This is a genomic window from Geodermatophilus sp. SYSU D01119 (assembly GCF_054049975.1).
In genome coordinates this window covers 20,523-36,089 of the sequence record NZ_JBJGYL010000039.1, presented here as the reverse complement: position 1 = coordinate 36,089, position 15,567 = coordinate 20,523, and the positions used below count along the sequence as shown (strand labels likewise).

The following is a 15,567-nucleotide window of genomic DNA, read 5'->3' as shown; positions in this document are numbered from 1 at the left end:
GGGCGGGGACCCCGGCCGGGGTCCCCGCCCGCCGGCGGGTGGTGCAGGTGTCAGCTCTTCGGACGCGCGCCGGCGCGCAGGGCGCCGAGGAGGTCGTGGTTGAGCCGCGAGATGTTCTCCATGGAGATGCCCTTCGGGCAGCTGGCGGAGCACTCACCGATGTTGGTGCAGCCGCCGAAGCCCTCGAGGTCCTGCTGGTGGATCATGTTGACCACGCGGTCGTTGCGCTCGGGCTGGCCCTGCGGCATGAGCCCGAGGTGGGTGACCTTCGCGGCCGTGAACAGCATCGACGAGGCGTTCGGGCAGGCCGCCACGCAGGCGCCGCAGCCGATGCAGGTGGCGGCGTCGAACGCGGCGTCGGAGTCCTTCTTGGCCACGAGGATCGAGTGCGCCTCGGGGGCGGTGCCGGTCGGGGCGCTGATGTAGCCGCCCGACTGGATGATCCGGTCCAGCGCCGACCGGTCGACCGCGAGGTCCTTGATGACCGGGAACGCCGTCGCCCGCCACGGCTCGATGTCGATCGTGTCGCCGTCCTTGAACGACCGCATGTGCAGCTGGCAGGTGGTCGTCTGCGGGTGGTTGTCGAACAGGCCGTTGCCGTGGGCGCGGCCGTTGATCATGACGCCGCACGACCCGCAGATGCCCTCGCGGCAGTCGTGGTCGAAGGAGACCGGGTCCTCACCGTCGAGGATGAGCTGCTCGTTGAGGACGTCGAGCATCTCGAGGAAGGACATGTCCGGGGAGACGTCGGTGACCTCGTAGGTCACCATCTTGCCCTTCTCCGCGGCGCTCCGCTGGCGCCAGACACGCAGCTTGAGGTTCATCTACTTGTAGCTCCGCTGGGCGAGGTGGACGTACTCGAACTCGAGGTCCTCCTTGTGGAGGACCGGCGGGACGCCCTCGGGCGTCCACTCCCAGGCCGCGACGTAGGCGTAGTTCTCGTCGTCGCGCAGGGCCTCCCCGTCGGGGGTCTGGCTCTCGGCCCGGAAGTGACCACCGCAGCTCTCGTTGCGGTGCAGTGCGTCGACGCACATGAGCTCGGCGAGCTCGATGAAGTCGGCGACGCGGCCGGCGTGCTCCAGGCTCTGGTTGAAGCGCCCGGCCTCGCCGGGGACCTTCACGTTGGTCCAGAACTCCTGCCGGATCTCGGGGATCCGGTCGAGCGCCTTGCGCAGGCTCTCCTCCGAGCGCTCCATGCCGCACAGGTCGAACATCAGGCGGCCGAGCTCGCGGTGGAAGGAGGCCGTGGTCCGGTTGCCGTTGATCGACAGCAGCTTCTCGGTCTGCGCGCGGACGCCCTCGAGCGCCTCGACGGCGGCCGGGTGCTGCGGGTCGACCTTGTCGAACGGGCCGGAGGCCAGGTAGTCGTTGATCGTGTTCGGCAGCACGAAGTAGCCGTCGGCCAGGCCCTGCATGAGGGCGCTGGCGCCGAGCCGGTTCGCGCCGTGGTCGGAGAAGTTGGCCTCGCCGATCACGAACAGGCCGGGGACGTTCGACTGCAGGTCGTAGTCGACCCACAGACCGCCCATCGTGTAGTGCACGGCCGGGTAGATCCGCATGGGGACCTCGTAGGGGTCCTCACCCGTGATCTGGGCGTACATGTCGAAGAGGTTGCCGTACTTGGCCTCGATGGCCGGCCGGCCCAGCCGCTGCATGGCCTCGGCGAAGTCGAGGTACACGCCCAGGCCGTTCGGGCCGACGCCGCGGCCCTCGTCGCAGACGTTCTTGGCCTGCCGCGACGCGATGTCGCGGGGGACCAGGTTGCCGAACGAGGGGTAGATCCGCTCGAGGTAGTAGTCGCGCTCGTCCTCGGGGATCTGCCGCGGGTCGCGGGTGTCGCCGCGCTCCTTGGGCACCCACACGCGGCCGTCGTTGCGCAGCGACTCGCTCATCAGCGTGAGCTTCGACTGGTACTCGCCGTGCACCGGGATGCAGGTCGGGTGGATCTGCGTGTAGCAGGGGTTGGCGAACAGCGCGCCCCGCTTGTGCGCCCGCCAGATCGCCGTGGCGTTGGAGCCCTTGGCGTTCGTCGACAGGTAGAAGACGTTGCTGTACCCGCCGGTGGCGAGGACGACGGCGTCGGCGAAGTGGGTGCTGATCTCGCCGGTGATGAGGTCGCGCGCCACGATGCCGCGGGCCCGGCCGTCGACGACGATCAGGTCGAGCATCTCCGTGCGCGGGAACTGCTCGACGGTGCCGGCCGCCATCTGCCGCTCGAGGGCCTGGTAGGCGCCGTAGAGCAGCTGCTGGCCCGTCTGGCCGCGGGCGTAGAAGGTCCGCGACACCTGGGTGCCACCGAAGGAGCGGTTGTCGAGCAGGCCGCCGTACTCGCGGGCGAAGGGCACGCCCTGGGCGACGCACTGGTCGATGATGTTGACGCTGACCTCGGCCAGCCGGTGCACGTTGTCCTCGCGGGCGCGGAAGTCGCCGCCCTTGACCGTGTCGTAGAACAGGCGGTGCACCGAGTCGCCGTCGTTGCGGTAGTTCTTCGCGGCGTTGATGCCGCCCTGCGCGGCGACGCTGTGCGCGCGGCGCGGGCTGTCCTGGTACCAGAACGACTTGACCTTGTAGCCGGCCTCGCCGAGCGTGGCGGCGGCCGAGCCGCCGGCCAGGCCGGTGCCGACGACGATGACGGTCAGCTTGCGGCGGTTGGCCGGGTTGACCAGCTTCGCCCGGAAGCGGCGCTCGCTCCAGCGCTCGCCGATCGGGACGTCACGGGGGGCCTTGGTGTCGGCGATGGGCTCACCGACGGTGAACAGGTCGAGCGGCATGGTGTGCTCCAGCTCAGTCGATGATGCCGAAGAGGACGGCGAAGGGGGTGAGGAGGAATCCGCCGATGAGCACCACCGAGAAGACGATGGCGAAGGCGTTGACGGTGACCTCGCGGCGCCGGTTGCTCTGGCCGAGGGTCTGCGTGGCGCTCCAGATGCCGTGCCGCAGGTGGAAGCCCAGCAGCACCAGCGCCAGGATGTAGAAGGCCGTGACGAACGGGTTCTCGAAGCTCGCGACCAGGCGGTCGTACGGGGTGCTGTCGTGGCCGGCGGCGTTCACGGCGCCGAAGGTGAGGTCGAGGATGTGCCAGATGATGAACAGGCCGACGATCACGCCGCCCCAGCGCATCGTGCGGGAGGCATAGCTCTGGGCCACCGCCTTGCGGGCCACGTACTGCGTCGGGCGGGCGCGCTTGGCCTGCCGCCAGAGCGACACCGCGGCCCAGATGTGCGCCACGACGGCGACCAGCAGCACGATCCGGATCACCCAGAGCACGGTCTCACCGGGCAGCGCCGGATTGCCGACCGTGCGGATCCAGCCCGAGTAGGAGTTGAAGGCCTCCGGGCCCGAGAAGGCCTTGAGGTTCCCGATCATGTGCACGACCAGGTAGGCCACCAGGATCAGGCCGCTGACGGCCATCACGGCCTTCTTCGCGACCGAGCTCGTCTTCGCGACCTTCGGGGTCCTGCGCTGGCCCGAGTTCGTCACCGTCACCACGGCACCAAAGTTAGGCTCCGTAACCCCTTTACGGCCACGTGAACACGCAGTGACTCACCTCATGTAAGGGAACCCTCAGCGCAGGTCAGGTCGTTGGTGTGCGCCCGCGCGGCATGGCAGCGTGCGCGTCGGCACCACCCGAACGGAGGAGGACGCGTGGCAGGACCGACCCGGGGTTTCCTCGGCCGCAGCAGGCGCGAGCGCGACCCGCGGCTGCCCCCAGGCCAGTACGACGTGGGGAGGGACTGGCCGGTGCTCACCGCCGAGCCCACCCCGCGCATCGCCCCCGAGACGTGGAGCATCACCGTCGACGGCCGGGTGGAGAACCCGACGAGCTGGACGTGGGACGACGTCCACCGGCTGCCGCCCTCGGACTACCGCGGCGACATCCACTGCGTGACGACCTGGTCGAAGTTCGACACGCACTTCGCCGGCGTCAGCGTCGACACCCTGCTCGAGGCCGCCCGGCCCACCGCCGACGCGCACTTCGTCATGGCGACGTCGAAGACCGGCTACACCACCAACCTGCCGCTGGAGGACGTCACCGGCGGCAAGGCGTGGATCGTCTGGGAGTTCGACGGGCAGCCGCTGCCGGTCGAGCACGGCGGGCCCGTGCGGCTGCTCGTGCCGCACCTGTACTTCTGGAAGAGCGCCAAGTGGGTCAGCCGGCTGACCCTCCTGCAGCGCGACCAGCAGGGCTTCTGGGAGCAGAACGGCTACCACGACCGCGGCGACCCGTGGCGCGAGCAGCGCTACCAGGGTGACTGAGCCGGGCGCCGCACCGGCGGGGATGGGCCCCCGGCGGCTGCGGGCCCCGGCCGGGGGCTGGCGGACGGCGACGGTGCGCGAGGTGGCCCGCCCGACCCCGCGCACCGTCCGGCTGCGGCTGGAGGTGCCCGACCGGGTCGACCACCTGGCCGGGCAGCACTACGTCGTCCGGCTCACCGCCGAGGACGGCTACCGGGCCCAGCGCTCCTACTCGCTGGCCTCCTCGCCCGGCGACCCGCTGGTCGAGCTGCTGGTCGAGCGGCTCGACGACGGCGAGGTGTCGGGCTACCTGGCCGACGTCGTGGAGCCCGGCGACGCCCTCGAGGTGCGCGGCCCGATCGGCGGCTGGTTCGTCTGGGAGGGCGACGAGCCGGCCCTGCTGGTCGGCGGCGGCACCGGTGTCGTGCCGTTCGTGTCGATGCTGCGCACCGCCCGCGAGCTCGGCCGCACCGACCTGCTGCGGGTCGCCGTCTCCACCCGCACGCTCGCCGAGCTGCCCTACGCCGACGAGCTGCGGGAGGCCGGCGCGCTGGTGGTCACCACCCGGGAGGCCTCCGGCATCCGCCCGGCCGGCCGGCTCACCGCCCCCGACCTCGTGCCGCTGTGGGAGCCCGGGCAGACCGCCTACGTGTGCGGCTCGACGCCGTTCGCCGAGGCGGCCAGCCAGCTGCTCGTGGGCATGGGCGTGCCGGCCGCCGACATCCGGGTCGAGCGCTTCGGTCCGAGCGGCACGCCCGGCTGACCGGCACCCGGGCCGCCGGTGACCTGCGTCGCGGACGATGATCGGGGCATGCGTTCCGCCCCGCCGTCGACCGAGGTCACCGCCGTCGAGGCCGTGGACGCGCAGCTGCGGGAGGAGCTGCTCGCCTGCTGGACCGACGTCAGCAACGCCGGCGGGGCGGTCGGCTTCGTGCCGCCGGTGACCCGCGACGACGTCGCGCCGGTCCTCGACGCCCTCGTCGCGCGGGCGGCCGCGGGCCGGGAGCGGGTCGTCGTCCTGCGGGTCGGCGGCGAGCTGGCCGGGTGGGCGGTGCTGTCGCTGTCGGTCAGCCCGCTGCGCCGGCACTGGGCCACCGTGCTGCGCGTGCAGGTGCACCCGTCCCGGCAGGGGCAGGGCCTCGGCCGGACGCTGATGACCGGCGTGCACGCCGCCGCCCGCGCCGCGGGCCTGGAGATGCTGCACCTGACCGTGCGGGGCGGCTACGGCCTCGAGGGGTTCTACGCGGGGCTCGGCTACCAGGAGTTCGGGCGGATGCCCGGCGCGATCCGGCTCGCCCCCGGCGACGACCGCGAGGAGATCCACCTCTTCGTGCGGCTCTGACCCCGCGGCCGGCGGATCAGCCGGCCGCCGGGTCGACCCCGTCGAGGGTGCCGCGCGAGGACAGCAGGGCCAGCCGGGCGAACAGCTCCTCGGCGTACCAGCCCTCCCGGGCGGTGCGCTCGACGACGGCGGCGTGCTCGGGCCGGTCGTAGGCGAAGGCGTTCAGCGCCGCCGCGGAGTCCCAGACGCTGAAGGTGCCCTGCAGGCCCAGCGGCGCCTCGCCGATCCCGACGGCCATCCGCAGCCCGGGCGCCCGGTGCAGGTCGGCCGACACCGGCGGCACCGCCGACCAGAACCGGGCCGCGCGGCGCAGCACGAGGCGGGCGCGGGTCACCGCCGCCACCGGCCCGTCCCAGCGCCGCGGCCGAGGGCTGCCGAACGGCTCGCGCCCGGACCACAGGCCCCGCGCCACCAGCGGGCGCAGCCGCGCCGACCACTCCTCGTCGGCGATCCGCCGCCACGACGCCGCCACCGGGCCGTCGTCGAGCGCGTCGGCGGCGGCCTCGTCGTCCCACACCGCGAGCAGGCCCCAGCGGCGCGGGTCGGCGTCGCGGACGGTGAAGGTCCGCCCGTCGCCGGTGCCGAGCAGCTTGGCGAACCGCAGGCCGGGCGTGCGGGCCAGCGCCGGGCGCACCGACGCCATCCGCAGCGCCGCCCGCGGCACCGCCCGCCCCGGCACGCCCCACAGGTGCAGCGTCACCAGCGGCGGCGTTCCGACCGGTCCGGGTGGGGGCACGCCGCCGAGGGTAGGTGTGCGAGGTGACCGACCAGCGCCGCGTCCAGCTCGGCGACACCGACGCCCCCGCCGAGGACGAGCTGGTCGAGGCCTTCGACCGGGTGGTCGGCCAGGGCGCTCAGCGGCTGCACCGCACCTGGCGGGAGGTGCTCACCACCGGGCTGGCCGGCGGCCTGGAGGTCTCGGTCGGCGTCCTCGCGCTGGTGGCGGTCTACGCCGAGACGGGCAGCCACCTGCTCGCCGGCCTCGCCTTCTCCGTGGGGTTCGTCGCGCTCCTGCTCGCCCGCAGCGAGCTGTTCACCGAGGGCTTCCTGCTGCCGGTCACCGCGGTGGTGGCCCGGCGGGCGAGCTGGGGGCAGCTGGCGCGCCTGTGGTCGGGGACGCTGGTGGGCAACCTCGTCGGCGGCTGGGCGTTCATGTGGGTGGTGGCGCACGCGTTCCCCGAGCTCGGCCCGACGCTGGTCGAGTCCGCCCGGCACTTCGTCGAGTCGCCGCTGGACCTGCGCGCGGTGTGCCTGGCCTTCCTCGGCGGCGTCGTCATCACGCTGATGACCCGGATGCAGAACGGCACCTCGGCCGACGGCGCGAAGATCGTCGCCGCGGTGGCCGGTGCCTTCGTCCTCGCCGGGCTGCAGCTGTTCCACTCCGTCCTGGACACGCTGCTCGTCTTCGGCGCCATCCACACCGGAACCGCCCCGTTCGGCTACGGCGAGTGGCTCGCCTGGTTCTGGTACGTCACGTTGCTCAACATGGCCGGCGGGCTGCTCGTGGTGACCCTGCTGCGGCTGGTGCGGAGCAAGGAGCTGCTGGAGCGGGAGCGCGCCGCGGCCGACGCCGAGGACTGACACCGGCGGCGCCTCCGCGGGCCGGGCGGGCGCGGTCGCCACACTGTCGGCGTGATCGAGGTCGAGGGGCTGACCAAGCGCTACCGCTCCCGGGTCGCCGTCGACGACGTCTCCTTCACCGTGCGGCCGGGCCGGGTGACCGGCTTCCTCGGCCCCAACGGCTCGGGCAAGACGACGACGATGCGCTGCGTCCTCGGGCTCACCCGGCCCACCGCCGGGACGGCGACCGTGCTCGGCGTGCCCTACCGCGAGCTCGACGTGCCGATGCGCCGGGTGGGCGCCCTCGTCGACCCGCGCGCCCGCCACCCCGGCCGCTCCGCCTACGCGCACCTGCTGGCGCTGGCGCAGAGCAACGGGCTGCCGACCGCCCGGGTGGACGCCGTCGTCGACCTCGTCGGGCTCGGGGCGGTGGCCCACGAGCGGGTGGGCGGCTTCTCCCTCGGCATGGGGCAGCGGCTGGGCATCGCCGCCGCGCTGCTCGGCGACCCCGACGTGCTGCTGCTCGACGAGCCGGTCAACGGCCTGGACCCCGAGGGCATCCGCTGGGTGCGGGAGCTGCTGCGGGACCTGGCCGACGAGGGCCGCACGGTGCTGGTGTCGAGCCACCTGATGAGCGAGATGGAGGACACCGCCGACCACCTCGTCGTCCTCGGCCGCGGCCGGCTGCTCGCCGACGTCGCGATGGCCGACCTGCTCGGCCGCGGCGCGTCGGTGCGGGTGCGCAGCCCGCAGGGGCCGCTGCTGGCCGCGGCGCTGCGCCGGGCCGGCGCCGCGGTGTCGCTGGAGGTCGACGGCGCGCTGCGGGTGGAGGGCCTGGACGCGGCGGCCGTGGGCGACGTCGCGTTCGCCGCCGCGGTGCCGGTGCACGAGCTGACCACGGTGGTCGCCTCGCTGGAGGCTGCCTACCTGGCGCTGACCGGCGAGGACGTCGAGTACCGGGCGGGTGTCGCGTGAGGGGTGTGGCGTGAGGGGCGTGGCGTGAGGGTGCCGCTGACGGCGGTGCTGCGCAGCGAGTGGACCAAGCTCCGCACGCTGCGCTCCACCTGGTGGTGCACCGCCGTGTACGTGCTGGTCGTCGGCTCGTTCGCCTGGCTGGCCGCCGCGACCACCCGCAGCGCCCCGACCGCGGACTCCGCCGTCGGGGTGGTGCTCACCGGCTTCGCGTTCGGCCAGGTGGTGCTCGTCGTGCTCGGCGTGCTGGCGGTGACCTCGGAGTTCGGCGGGATGGCGCTGTCGTCGCTGGTGGCGGTGCCCCGCCGCACCCGGCTGCTGGCCGCCAAGACGGTCGTCGTCGCGGTGTGGGCGGCACTGGTCACCGTGCTGCTGGTGGCCGGCTGCGTGCTGGCGGCCACCACGCTCGTCGCGGTGCCCGGCGGCGTGTCGGTGGGCGACCCGGAGGTGCTGCGCTCGGCGGGCCTGCAGGTGGCGGGGGCGGTGCTGGTCACGGTGCTCGCCGCCGGGCTGGGCGCGGTGCTGCGCTCGACGGCGGGCGCCCTCGGGCTCGGGATCGCGCTGGTGTTCGTGGGCCCGCCCGCCCTCGCCATCGCCGGTGGGCGGACGGCGGAGCTGCTGTCGCAGGCGCTGCCGGCGCTGCGGGTGGGCGAGGACGCCTTCCTCGCCGTCCCCACCACCTGGCCGGTGGGCCTGGCGGTGGCCGGTGCCTGGGCCGCGGGCGCCTGGGCGGCCGGCGCCGTGCTGCTGGAGCGCCGGGACGTGTGAGCGGCCCGGCTCCCGCGGGGCGGGAGCCGGGCCCGCCGGTCAGCGCCCGCCGAGCGGGAGGGCGAGGTCGGTGACGGAGCCGTCGCCGATGCGGCCGGCGTCGGTGAACCGGCCGGTGAGCAGGTCGACGGCGTACAGGCGGCCGCCGGCGACGGCGTAGGCGGCCTGCCCGCCGCGCCGGGCCGGGGCGATGTCGAAGCCGGTGTCGCCGGTGAGGTCGACGCCGGTGGCCCCGGTGGGCGCCAGCGTGCCGGCGTTGGCCGGGGACTGGACCACCACCTGGTCGGCGGCCGTGGACAGGTCGAACAGGGTGGTCGCGGTGGCGGCGTCGAGGTCGTTGTTCGTGTAGGCCGCGCCGGTCACACCGGTGCCCGGCGCCGGGTTGAGCGGGGTGTCGACGGCGGTCGCCGCGCCGGGGGTGGCGAAGGGCTGGCGCAGGTTCTGGCCGGTGTCGCTGACGATCCGCAGCGCGTTGGCGGCGGGGTTGAAGTCGACGCCGAAGGACTGCCCCTCGAGCGTGACGGTGAGCTGGCCGGCCCTCGTGGCCTGCAGCGAGCGGGGATCGATCGTGTAGATGCCGCCGCCGCGGCCGACGCCGTACAGCTTCCCGTCCTGGACGCGGGTGTCGATGCCGACCAGCTCGGCGTCGGCCGGCGCGAGGCCCCGCACCTCGCCGAGGGCGCGGGCCCGCTCCGGCCGGTCGGTGTCGAAGCCGACCAGCGTGCGGTCGCCGGCCAGGCCGACGGCCGGCAGGCGGTCGCGGCCGGAGCCGTTCCCGCCGCCGTCCGCCGAGGCGACGGTCGGCGCCAGCGTGACGGCGAGCGCCGCGGCGGCGGACAGGGTCAGGGCGGTGGTCAGTCCCTTGCGCATGGTGTGTCTCCCCGTGGGTCGGGCACCTCGGCCGTGAGGTGCGCACACCGGGGTCTACGGCTGCCCGCGCGATCCGTTCACCGCGCGCCGAACGCGACAGAGCGGAACGCGCCGAACACCGGCGGGGGCGTGGGGGAGGCCCACATCTGGTTGGTCAGCAGCACCGCCGTCGTCCCGGTCACCGGGTCGGTCCACCACGAGCTGCCCAGGCCGCCGTCCCAGCCGAACGACCCGGCGTGCCGGCCGCCGGGCTCGTCCTCGCGCCGGACGCCGAGGCCCAGCCCCCAGCCGCCGCCCTCGTCGTCGACCGGTCCGGCCTGCTCGGTGAGCATCACCCGCACCGTGCCGGGGCGCAGCACCGGCCCGCCGCCGGCGAGCAGCGCCTCCGCGAGGGCGGCGAGGTCGTCGACGGTGGAGACCAGCCCGGCGCCGCCGTCGGGGAAGGCCGGCGGGCGGCTCCACTGGCCGTCGGCGGGGTCGTACACGTGCCGCGTGCCTGCGTCGTCCGGCGGCGTCCAGTGCGGGCCGAGCCGGTCGCGGGCGCCGCCCGGGACGGCGAAGCCGGTGGAGGCCATGCCGAGGGGGCGCAGCACGCGCTCGGCCAGCAGGTCGGGCAGCGGCCGGCCGGCGGCGCGGGCGGCGAGCACGCCGAGCACCTGGGCGCCCACGTGGTAGAGCCACCGCTCGCCGGGCTGGTGGGCGAGCGGCACCGACGCCACCCGGCGCAGCCACTCGTCGGGCGCGGGCAGCGCCTGGGGCGCCGGTGGCCCGGCGGGCAGCCCCGCGGCCTCCAGCGCGGCGACGGTCGGCGTCGGCCAGGGCGCGGTGAAGTCGATGCCCAGGCCGAGGCGGAAGGTGAACACGTCCCGCACGGTGACCGGGCGGCGGGCGGGGACGGTGCCGGCGGACGCGTCGGCGGGGTCGGCGAGCACCCGGCGGCCGGCCAGCTCCGGCAGCAGCCGGTCGACCGGCTCGTCCAGGTCGAGCAGGCCCTCGTCGACCAGCGACAGCGCGGCCGCGGCCACCACCGGCTTGGTGGTCGACGCGATCCGGAAGACGGCGTCGGGCGCCAGGCGGTCCTCCCCACCGGGCGTGTGCGCGCCCGCGGCGCCCCGCGCCACCTCGCCGCCGCGGGACACCCACCAGGCGGCGCCCGGCACCTCTCCGGCCTCCACCGCGCCGGACACCACCCGCGCCACGTCCGCTGCCAGTCCCATGCAGGGGGGACCGGGGGAGGAACGCGGACTCATCGGCTGCGGCACGATCCGCGGCGTGACCGCCCCCGCCACCGTCGAGGAGTACCTGGCGGCCCTGCCGCCCGAGGCCCGGGAGGCGCTGCAGCAGGTGCGCGGCGCCGTCCTGCGCGGGATGCCGGGCGCCACCGAGACCATCCGCTACGGCATGCCCGCCGCGATGCTCGGCTCCCGCTACTGCCTGCACTACGCCGCGTGGAAGAGGCACGCGGCGCTGTACCCCGTCCCGGTCCTGGACGGCGAGCTCGAGGCCGAGGTGGCGCCGCTCCGCTCCGGGAAGGACGCCGTCCACCTGCGCTACGGCCGGCCGGTGCCCGAGGACCTGGTGGAGCGCGTCGCGTCGGCGGTGGCCGCCCGCCGCAGCGACGACAGGTAGCGCCGCGTCGCCAGCCCCTGCACGAACCGGGCGACCGGCGGCACGGCGCGCGCGGCCGGCGTGGCCAGCCGGGAGAACACCCGCAGGACGACGACGACCTCGCCGGCCGGCGTCAGCGTCACGGTGAAGCACTCCTCGCCGGCCTCGGGGTGGCCGGGCAGCGTGCCGTAGGCGAAGCCCCGCTCGTCGCCGGTGGTCGACGCCCACACCACGCGGCAGGGGATGTCGTAGCCCAGCCTCGGCAACCCCGCCGTCAGCACGACCACGGTGCCCACCTCGCCCGGCGAGCCGGTGGCGCGCACCCGCAGGCCCACGCTGCGCTGCGGCGTCCAGTCCAGGATCGCCGCGGCGACCCGCTCGAACGTCTCCCGGCCCGACCCGACGACCTCCCGCCACTCGCCGTGCTGGTAGCCCGCCGGCAGCTGCGGCGCGCGGGTGGCACCGACCTCGGCGTAGGTCAACGGCGCGTCGCGCAGGCCCTCGGGCGACGCGGCCCGGAACAGGCCCATGCCACCAGTGTGGACCGGCGTAGGTTGTCCGGCACTGTGCTGCCCGCCGTCACCGCCACCCGCTACGTCACCCCGCTGCGCGAGGGTGGCTCGCTGCCGGGGCTCATGGAGGCCGACGACCTCGGCACCTACGTCGTGAAGTGGCGGGCCGCCGGACAGGGCGTGCGGGTGCTGGTGGCCGAGGTGGTGTGCGGCGAGCTCGCCCGGGCGCTGGCGCTGCCGGTGCCCGCGCTGGTCACCGTCGACGTCGCCCCGGAGCTCGCGGTGGGCGAGCCGGACCCCGAGGTGCAGGAGCTCCTGCAGCGCTCGGCCGGGCTGAACCTCGGCCTGGACTACCTGCCCGGCGCGCTCGACTTCGAGGCCGGCGTGGACGGCGTCGACGCCGAGCTGGCCGGGCGCGTGCTGTGGTTCGACGCGCTCGTGGGCAACGTCGACCGCTCCTGGCGCAACCCGAACATGCTGTTCTGGCACGGCCGGCTGCAGCTCATCGACCACGGCGCCGCGCTCACCTTCCACCACCACTGGCCGGGCGCGGAGGCCGCCGTCGCCCGGCCCTACGACGCCTCCCAGCACGCGCTGGTCGAGTGCGCGCCCGACGTCCGTGCCGCCGACGCCGCGCTCGCCGGGCGGGTGACCCGGCCGCTGCTGGAGGCGGTGCTCGCGCGCGTCCCCGACGGCTGGCTGGAGGGTCCCTCGCCGGACGAGGCGCCCGGCGACGTCCGCGAGCGCTACGTCGCCCAGCTGCTGGCCCGCCTCGGCGCCCGCGACGGGTGGCTGCCCGGCCTGGTCGCCGCGGCCGACGCGGGCGGCGGCCGCCGCCGTGCCCCGCGCGGGGAGAACCGGCCCGCCTGGCTCGGCCCGCCGCCCCCGCCCGGGGTGAGCCAGCGGTGAGCCGGGAGACCTTCGAGTACGCGGTGCTGCGCGTGGTGCCCCGGGTGGAGCGCGGCGAGTCGCTCAACGCCGGCGTCCTCGTCTACTGCCGGCAGCGCGACTACCTCGGCAGCCGCGTGCACCTCGACGTCGACCGGCTGCGGGCGCTGGACCCGACCGCCGACCCGCGCGCGATCGGGCAGGCGCTGCAGGCCGCGGCCGACGTCTGCGCCGCGGACCCCGCCGCCGGGGCCGCCGGCCGCGAGGCGCTGGGCTCGCGGTTCCGGTGGCTCACCGCGCCGCGGAGCACCGTCGTCCAGCCGGGACCGGTGCACACCGGCCTCACCGAGGACCCCGACGCCGAGGCCGACCGCCTGCTGCGGCTGCTCGTGCTCCCCGTCGAGGGCTGAGCCGGACTCACAGGCGTCCCACAGGTCACGGTGGTTTCACCTGCTGGCCACCTGAGGAGGGACCGGTCCTCCTTACCGTTCGGGGGCCTCGTCACCCGTTCGAAGGAATCCGATGACGGAACTCGCCGGCCGGCGCCGACTCCTGCCCCTGCTCATGCAGGTGCGGCACGGTTCCCGCAGCCACGTCACCTGCCACTACAAGTGCGGCAACGCCTGCGACGCCCCCGTGCCCAACCGGACCGACAACCCGACGTTCGAGTCGGTGGTCCAGGCGTCGATCAGCCGCAGGGACCTGCTCAAGGTGGCCGGCACCGGCGCGCTGGTCGTCGCGGCGGCGCCGCTGTTCCCGCAGCAGGCGGCCGCCGCCCCCGGGCGGCACGGCGGCCCGGGTGGCGGCGCCCTGACCTTCCAGCCCGTGCAGCAGAACTTCCTCGACGAGCTGGTCGTGCCCGCCGGCTACGGCTACGCCGTCGTCATGCGCTGGGGTGACCCGGTCGAGGAGGGCGCCCCGCCCTTCGACGTCGAGGCCCAGACGCCGGAGGCGCAGGCCAAGCAGTTCGGCTACAACTGCGACTTCCTCGGCTTCCTCCCGCTGGGCCGCAACAAGGCGCTGCTGGTGGTCAACCACGAGTACACCGACGAGCAGCTCATGTTCGGCGGCGTCGCCGACGAGGAGGGCGCCGGCGACATCTCCGACGAGCAGAAGCGCGTCGCGATGATGGCGCACGGCATCTCGGTCGTGCAGATCAAGCGGTCGGGGGACTCCGGCATCTGGCAGCCCACCCGCCAGCTCGACCGCAACCGCCGGATCACCACGGACACGCCCTTCGCGCTCACCGGGCCGGCCGCCGGGTCGACCTACCTGCGCACCAGCGCCGACCCCGCCGGCCGCACCGTCCTCGGCACGCTGAACAACTGCGCCGGCGGCATCACCCCGTGGGGGACGACCCTGCACGGGGAGGAGAACTTCAACCAGTACTTCGGCACCTCGGCGCCCATTCCGGAGAACCCCGCAGAGCCGCGGCTGGCCCGCTACGGCGTGAGCGCCGAGGACGCGCCCACGCGGCGCTGGGAGACGGTCGACCCGCGCTTCGACCTGTCCCGCGAGCCCAACGAGGTCAACCGCTTCGGCTGGGTGGTGGAGGTCGACCCGTACGACCCGCACTCCACGCCGCGCAAGCACACGGCGATGGGCCGCTTCAAGCACGAGGGCGCCAACGTCCAGATCGCCGAGGACGGCCGCGTCGTCGCCTACTCCGGTGACGACGAGCGCTTCGACTACATCTACAAGTTCGTCTCCAAGCGCCGCTTCGACCCCGGGCAGGGTGTCCGCGCACGGGCGCACAACATGACGCTGCTGGAGGAGGGCGACCTCTACGTCGCCCGCTTCACCGGCGACTCGCCGGCCGCCGAGATCGACGGCAGCGGCCGCCTGCCGTCCGACGGCGAGTTCGACGGCACCGGCACGTGGGTCCCGCTGGTACAGGACGGGCGGTCGATGGTCCCGGGCAAGGACGTCGCCTGGGTGCTGACCTTCACCCGGCTGGCCGCCGACCGGCTCGGCAAGCAGCTCGACGCCCGCGGCGACTTCCCCGATCCGGCGGCCCCCGTCGTCGTCGACCCCTCGAAGGTCCCCACGCGGATGGACCGGCCCGAGGACATCCAGGTCAACCCGGTCAACGGGCGGGTCTACGCCGCGCTCACCAACAACTCCAACCGCACCGGCGCGGGCGGGCGCCCCGGCGCCGACGAGGCGAACCCGCTGACCCGCTCCTTCGCGTTCGACGCGGAGTCGGGCACATACGAGCAGCGGGCGGGCAACCGCAACGGCCACGTCATCGAGTGGGAGGAGACCGGCTCGATCGCCGGGACCACCTTCAACTGGCGGATCTTCCTGCTGGCCGGCGACCCCGAGGACCCGGCCACCTACTTCGCCGGGTACGACAAGTCGCAGGTCAGCGCCATCTCCTGCCCCGACAACCTGGAGTTCGACCCCGCGGGCAACCTGTGGATCTCCACGGACGGCAACGTCCTGTCCACCCGCAACCAGGAGGCCGGGACGGTCGCCGGCACCAACGACGGGCTGTTCGCCGTCCCGGTCGACGGCCCCGAGCGCGGCCACCTCAAGGCGTTCCTCACCGTGCCGCTGGGCGCGGAGTGCAGCGGCCCGCTGATCCCCGGTGACGGCCGCTCGGTGTTCGTGTCGGTGCAGCACCCGGGGGAGACCACCGGGTCGACCCGGGACACGCCCTCCAGCGTCTGGCCCGACCGGCTGCCCGAGCGCCCGTTCCCCCGGCCGAGCGTGGCGGTCGCCTTCCGCCACGACGGGGGCCGCGTCGGCGCCTGACCGCCGCACGCGACGGGGCCGGCCCGGGGGAGGATCCCCCCGAGCCGGCCCTCC

The 15,567-nt window shown here is 74.8% G+C and carries 17 protein-coding genes; 10 read left to right on the top strand and 7 right to left on the bottom strand.

What is annotated here, in order from left to right:
* Positions 1-50 precede the first annotated feature (50 nt).
* The 3 genes from ACI79X_RS21710 to ACI79X_RS21700 are packed head-to-tail and all read right to left on the bottom strand — an operon-like array spanning position 51 to position 3,489.
* Positions 51-824 carry a succinate dehydrogenase/fumarate reductase iron-sulfur subunit gene (locus tag ACI79X_RS21710; protein ID WP_457027495.1) on the bottom strand — a complete coding sequence of 258 codons (774 nt, stop codon included), beginning with the start codon at positions 822-824 and terminating at the stop codon, positions 51-53.
* On the bottom strand, positions 825-2,771 hold the full coding sequence (locus ACI79X_RS21705) for a fumarate reductase/succinate dehydrogenase flavoprotein subunit (protein WP_457027494.1): 1,947 nt from the start codon (positions 2,769-2,771) through the stop codon (positions 825-827). It lies immediately after the preceding gene.
* Between the two features lie 13 nt (positions 2,772-2,784).
* Positions 2,785-3,489 carry a succinate dehydrogenase cytochrome b subunit gene (locus ACI79X_RS21700; RefSeq protein WP_457027493.1) on the bottom strand — a complete coding sequence of 235 codons (705 nt, stop codon included), beginning with the start codon at positions 3,487-3,489 and terminating at the stop codon, positions 2,785-2,787.
* Between the two features lie 156 nt (positions 3,490-3,645).
* Between ACI79X_RS21700 and ACI79X_RS21695 the strand changes: the two genes are divergently transcribed.
* The 3 genes from ACI79X_RS21695 to ACI79X_RS21685 are packed head-to-tail and all read left to right on the top strand — an operon-like array spanning position 3,646 to position 5,578.
* Positions 3,646-4,257 (top strand): sulfite oxidase-like oxidoreductase, encoded by a 612-nt coding sequence (locus ACI79X_RS21695; protein WP_457027492.1) that lies wholly within the window; start codon positions 3,646-3,648, stop codon positions 4,255-4,257.
* The gene (locus tag ACI79X_RS21690; RefSeq protein WP_457027491.1) at positions 4,250-4,999 is read left to right on the top strand and encodes an FAD-binding oxidoreductase; all 750 of its coding nucleotides are present in this window, start codon (positions 4,250-4,252) and stop codon (positions 4,997-4,999) included. The genes ACI79X_RS21695 and ACI79X_RS21690 overlap by 8 nt, the downstream gene beginning before the upstream one ends.
* A gap of 48 nt (positions 5,000-5,047) precedes the next feature.
* A complete protein-coding gene (locus ACI79X_RS21685; RefSeq protein WP_457027490.1) occupies positions 5,048-5,578 on the top strand; it encodes an N-acetyltransferase family protein in 531 nt (176 codons plus the stop codon).
* 16 nt (positions 5,579-5,594) lie between these two features.
* Here the strand turns inward: ACI79X_RS21685 and ACI79X_RS21680 are convergent, their stop codons facing one another.
* Positions 5,595-6,314: a monooxygenase gene (locus ACI79X_RS21680; protein ID WP_457027489.1), complete on the bottom strand. Its 720-nt coding sequence runs from the start codon at positions 6,312-6,314 to the stop codon at positions 5,595-5,597.
* A gap of 23 nt (positions 6,315-6,337) precedes the next feature.
* Between ACI79X_RS21680 and ACI79X_RS21675 the strand changes: the two genes are divergently transcribed.
* The 3 genes from ACI79X_RS21675 to ACI79X_RS21665 are packed head-to-tail and all read left to right on the top strand — an operon-like array spanning position 6,338 to position 8,878.
* Positions 6,338-7,159, top strand: a complete 822-nt coding sequence (locus ACI79X_RS21675; RefSeq protein WP_457027488.1) for a formate/nitrite transporter family protein — start codon at positions 6,338-6,340, stop codon at positions 7,157-7,159.
* A 51-nt stretch (positions 7,160-7,210) separates the two neighbouring features.
* Positions 7,211-8,113 (top strand): ABC transporter ATP-binding protein, encoded by a 903-nt coding sequence (locus ACI79X_RS21670; RefSeq protein ID WP_457027487.1) that lies wholly within the window; start codon positions 7,211-7,213, stop codon positions 8,111-8,113.
* A 24-nt stretch (positions 8,114-8,137) separates the two neighbouring features.
* Entirely contained in the window at positions 8,138-8,878 is a 741-nt protein-coding gene (locus ACI79X_RS21665; RefSeq protein ID WP_457027486.1) for an ABC transporter permease, read from the top strand.
* Between the two features lie 39 nt (positions 8,879-8,917).
* Here ACI79X_RS21665 and ACI79X_RS21660 read toward each other — a convergent pair whose 3' ends face one another.
* The gene (locus ACI79X_RS21660) at positions 8,918-9,748 is read right to left on the bottom strand and encodes a DUF4394 domain-containing protein (RefSeq protein ID WP_457027485.1); all 831 of its coding nucleotides are present in this window, start codon (positions 9,746-9,748) and stop codon (positions 8,918-8,920) included.
* 77 nt (positions 9,749-9,825) lie between these two features.
* Positions 9,826-10,965, bottom strand: coding sequence for a serine hydrolase domain-containing protein (locus ACI79X_RS21655; protein WP_457027484.1), 1,140 nt, complete (start codon positions 10,963-10,965; stop codon positions 9,826-9,828).
* Between the two features lie 55 nt (positions 10,966-11,020).
* Between ACI79X_RS21655 and ACI79X_RS21650 the strand changes: the two genes are divergently transcribed.
* Positions 11,021-11,377, top strand: a complete 357-nt coding sequence (locus ACI79X_RS21650) for an iron chaperone (RefSeq protein WP_457027483.1) — start codon at positions 11,021-11,023, stop codon at positions 11,375-11,377.
* On the opposite strand, the gene ACI79X_RS21645 is transcribed toward ACI79X_RS21650, so the two are convergent.
* A complete protein-coding gene (locus tag ACI79X_RS21645) occupies positions 11,299-11,886 on the bottom strand; it encodes a DUF1990 family protein (RefSeq protein ID WP_457027482.1) in 588 nt (195 codons plus the stop codon). The genes ACI79X_RS21650 and ACI79X_RS21645 overlap by 79 nt on opposite strands.
* A 36-nt stretch (positions 11,887-11,922) precedes the next feature.
* Between ACI79X_RS21645 and ACI79X_RS21640 the strand changes: the two genes are divergently transcribed.
* From ACI79X_RS21640 to ACI79X_RS21630, 3 genes are all read left to right on the top strand, one after another.
* Entirely contained in the window at positions 11,923-12,777 is an 855-nt protein-coding gene (locus ACI79X_RS21640) for a HipA family kinase (protein WP_457027481.1), read from the top strand.
* Positions 12,774-13,166 (top strand): DUF3037 domain-containing protein, encoded by a 393-nt coding sequence (locus ACI79X_RS21635; RefSeq protein WP_457027480.1) that lies wholly within the window; start codon positions 12,774-12,776, stop codon positions 13,164-13,166. Before ACI79X_RS21640 ends, ACI79X_RS21635 begins: the two co-directional genes overlap by 4 nt.
* Before the next feature lie 112 nt (positions 13,167-13,278).
* Positions 13,279-15,513: a PhoX family protein gene (locus ACI79X_RS21630; RefSeq protein ID WP_457027479.1), complete on the top strand. Its 2,235-nt coding sequence runs from the start codon at positions 13,279-13,281 to the stop codon at positions 15,511-15,513.
* Positions 15,514-15,567 lie beyond the last annotated feature (54 nt).

What these genes read in the sequence shown, in the direction of transcription:
- ACI79X_RS21685 (WP_457027490.1), top strand. Translation starts at nt 5,048, where the DNA reads ATGCGTTCCGCCCCGCCGTCGACCGAGGTCACCGCCGTCGAGGCCGTG.
- ACI79X_RS21710 (WP_457027495.1), bottom strand. Translation starts at nt 824, where the DNA reads ATGAACCTCAAGCTGCGTGTCTGGCGCCAGCGGAGCGCCGCGGAGAAG.
- ACI79X_RS21660 (WP_457027485.1), bottom strand. Translation starts at nt 9,748, where the DNA reads ATGCGCAAGGGACTGACCACCGCCCTGACCCTGTCCGCCGCCGCGGCG.
- ACI79X_RS21645 (WP_457027482.1), bottom strand. Translation starts at nt 11,886, where the DNA reads ATGGGCCTGTTCCGGGCCGCGTCGCCCGAGGGCCTGCGCGACGCGCCG.
- ACI79X_RS21655 (WP_457027484.1), bottom strand. Translation starts at nt 10,965, where the DNA reads ATGGGACTGGCAGCGGACGTGGCGCGGGTGGTGTCCGGCGCGGTGGAG.
- ACI79X_RS21630 (WP_457027479.1), top strand. Translation starts at nt 13,279, where the DNA reads ATGACGGAACTCGCCGGCCGGCGCCGACTCCTGCCCCTGCTCATGCAG.
- ACI79X_RS21705 (WP_457027494.1), bottom strand. Translation starts at nt 2,771, where the DNA reads ATGCCGCTCGACCTGTTCACCGTCGGTGAGCCCATCGCCGACACCAAG.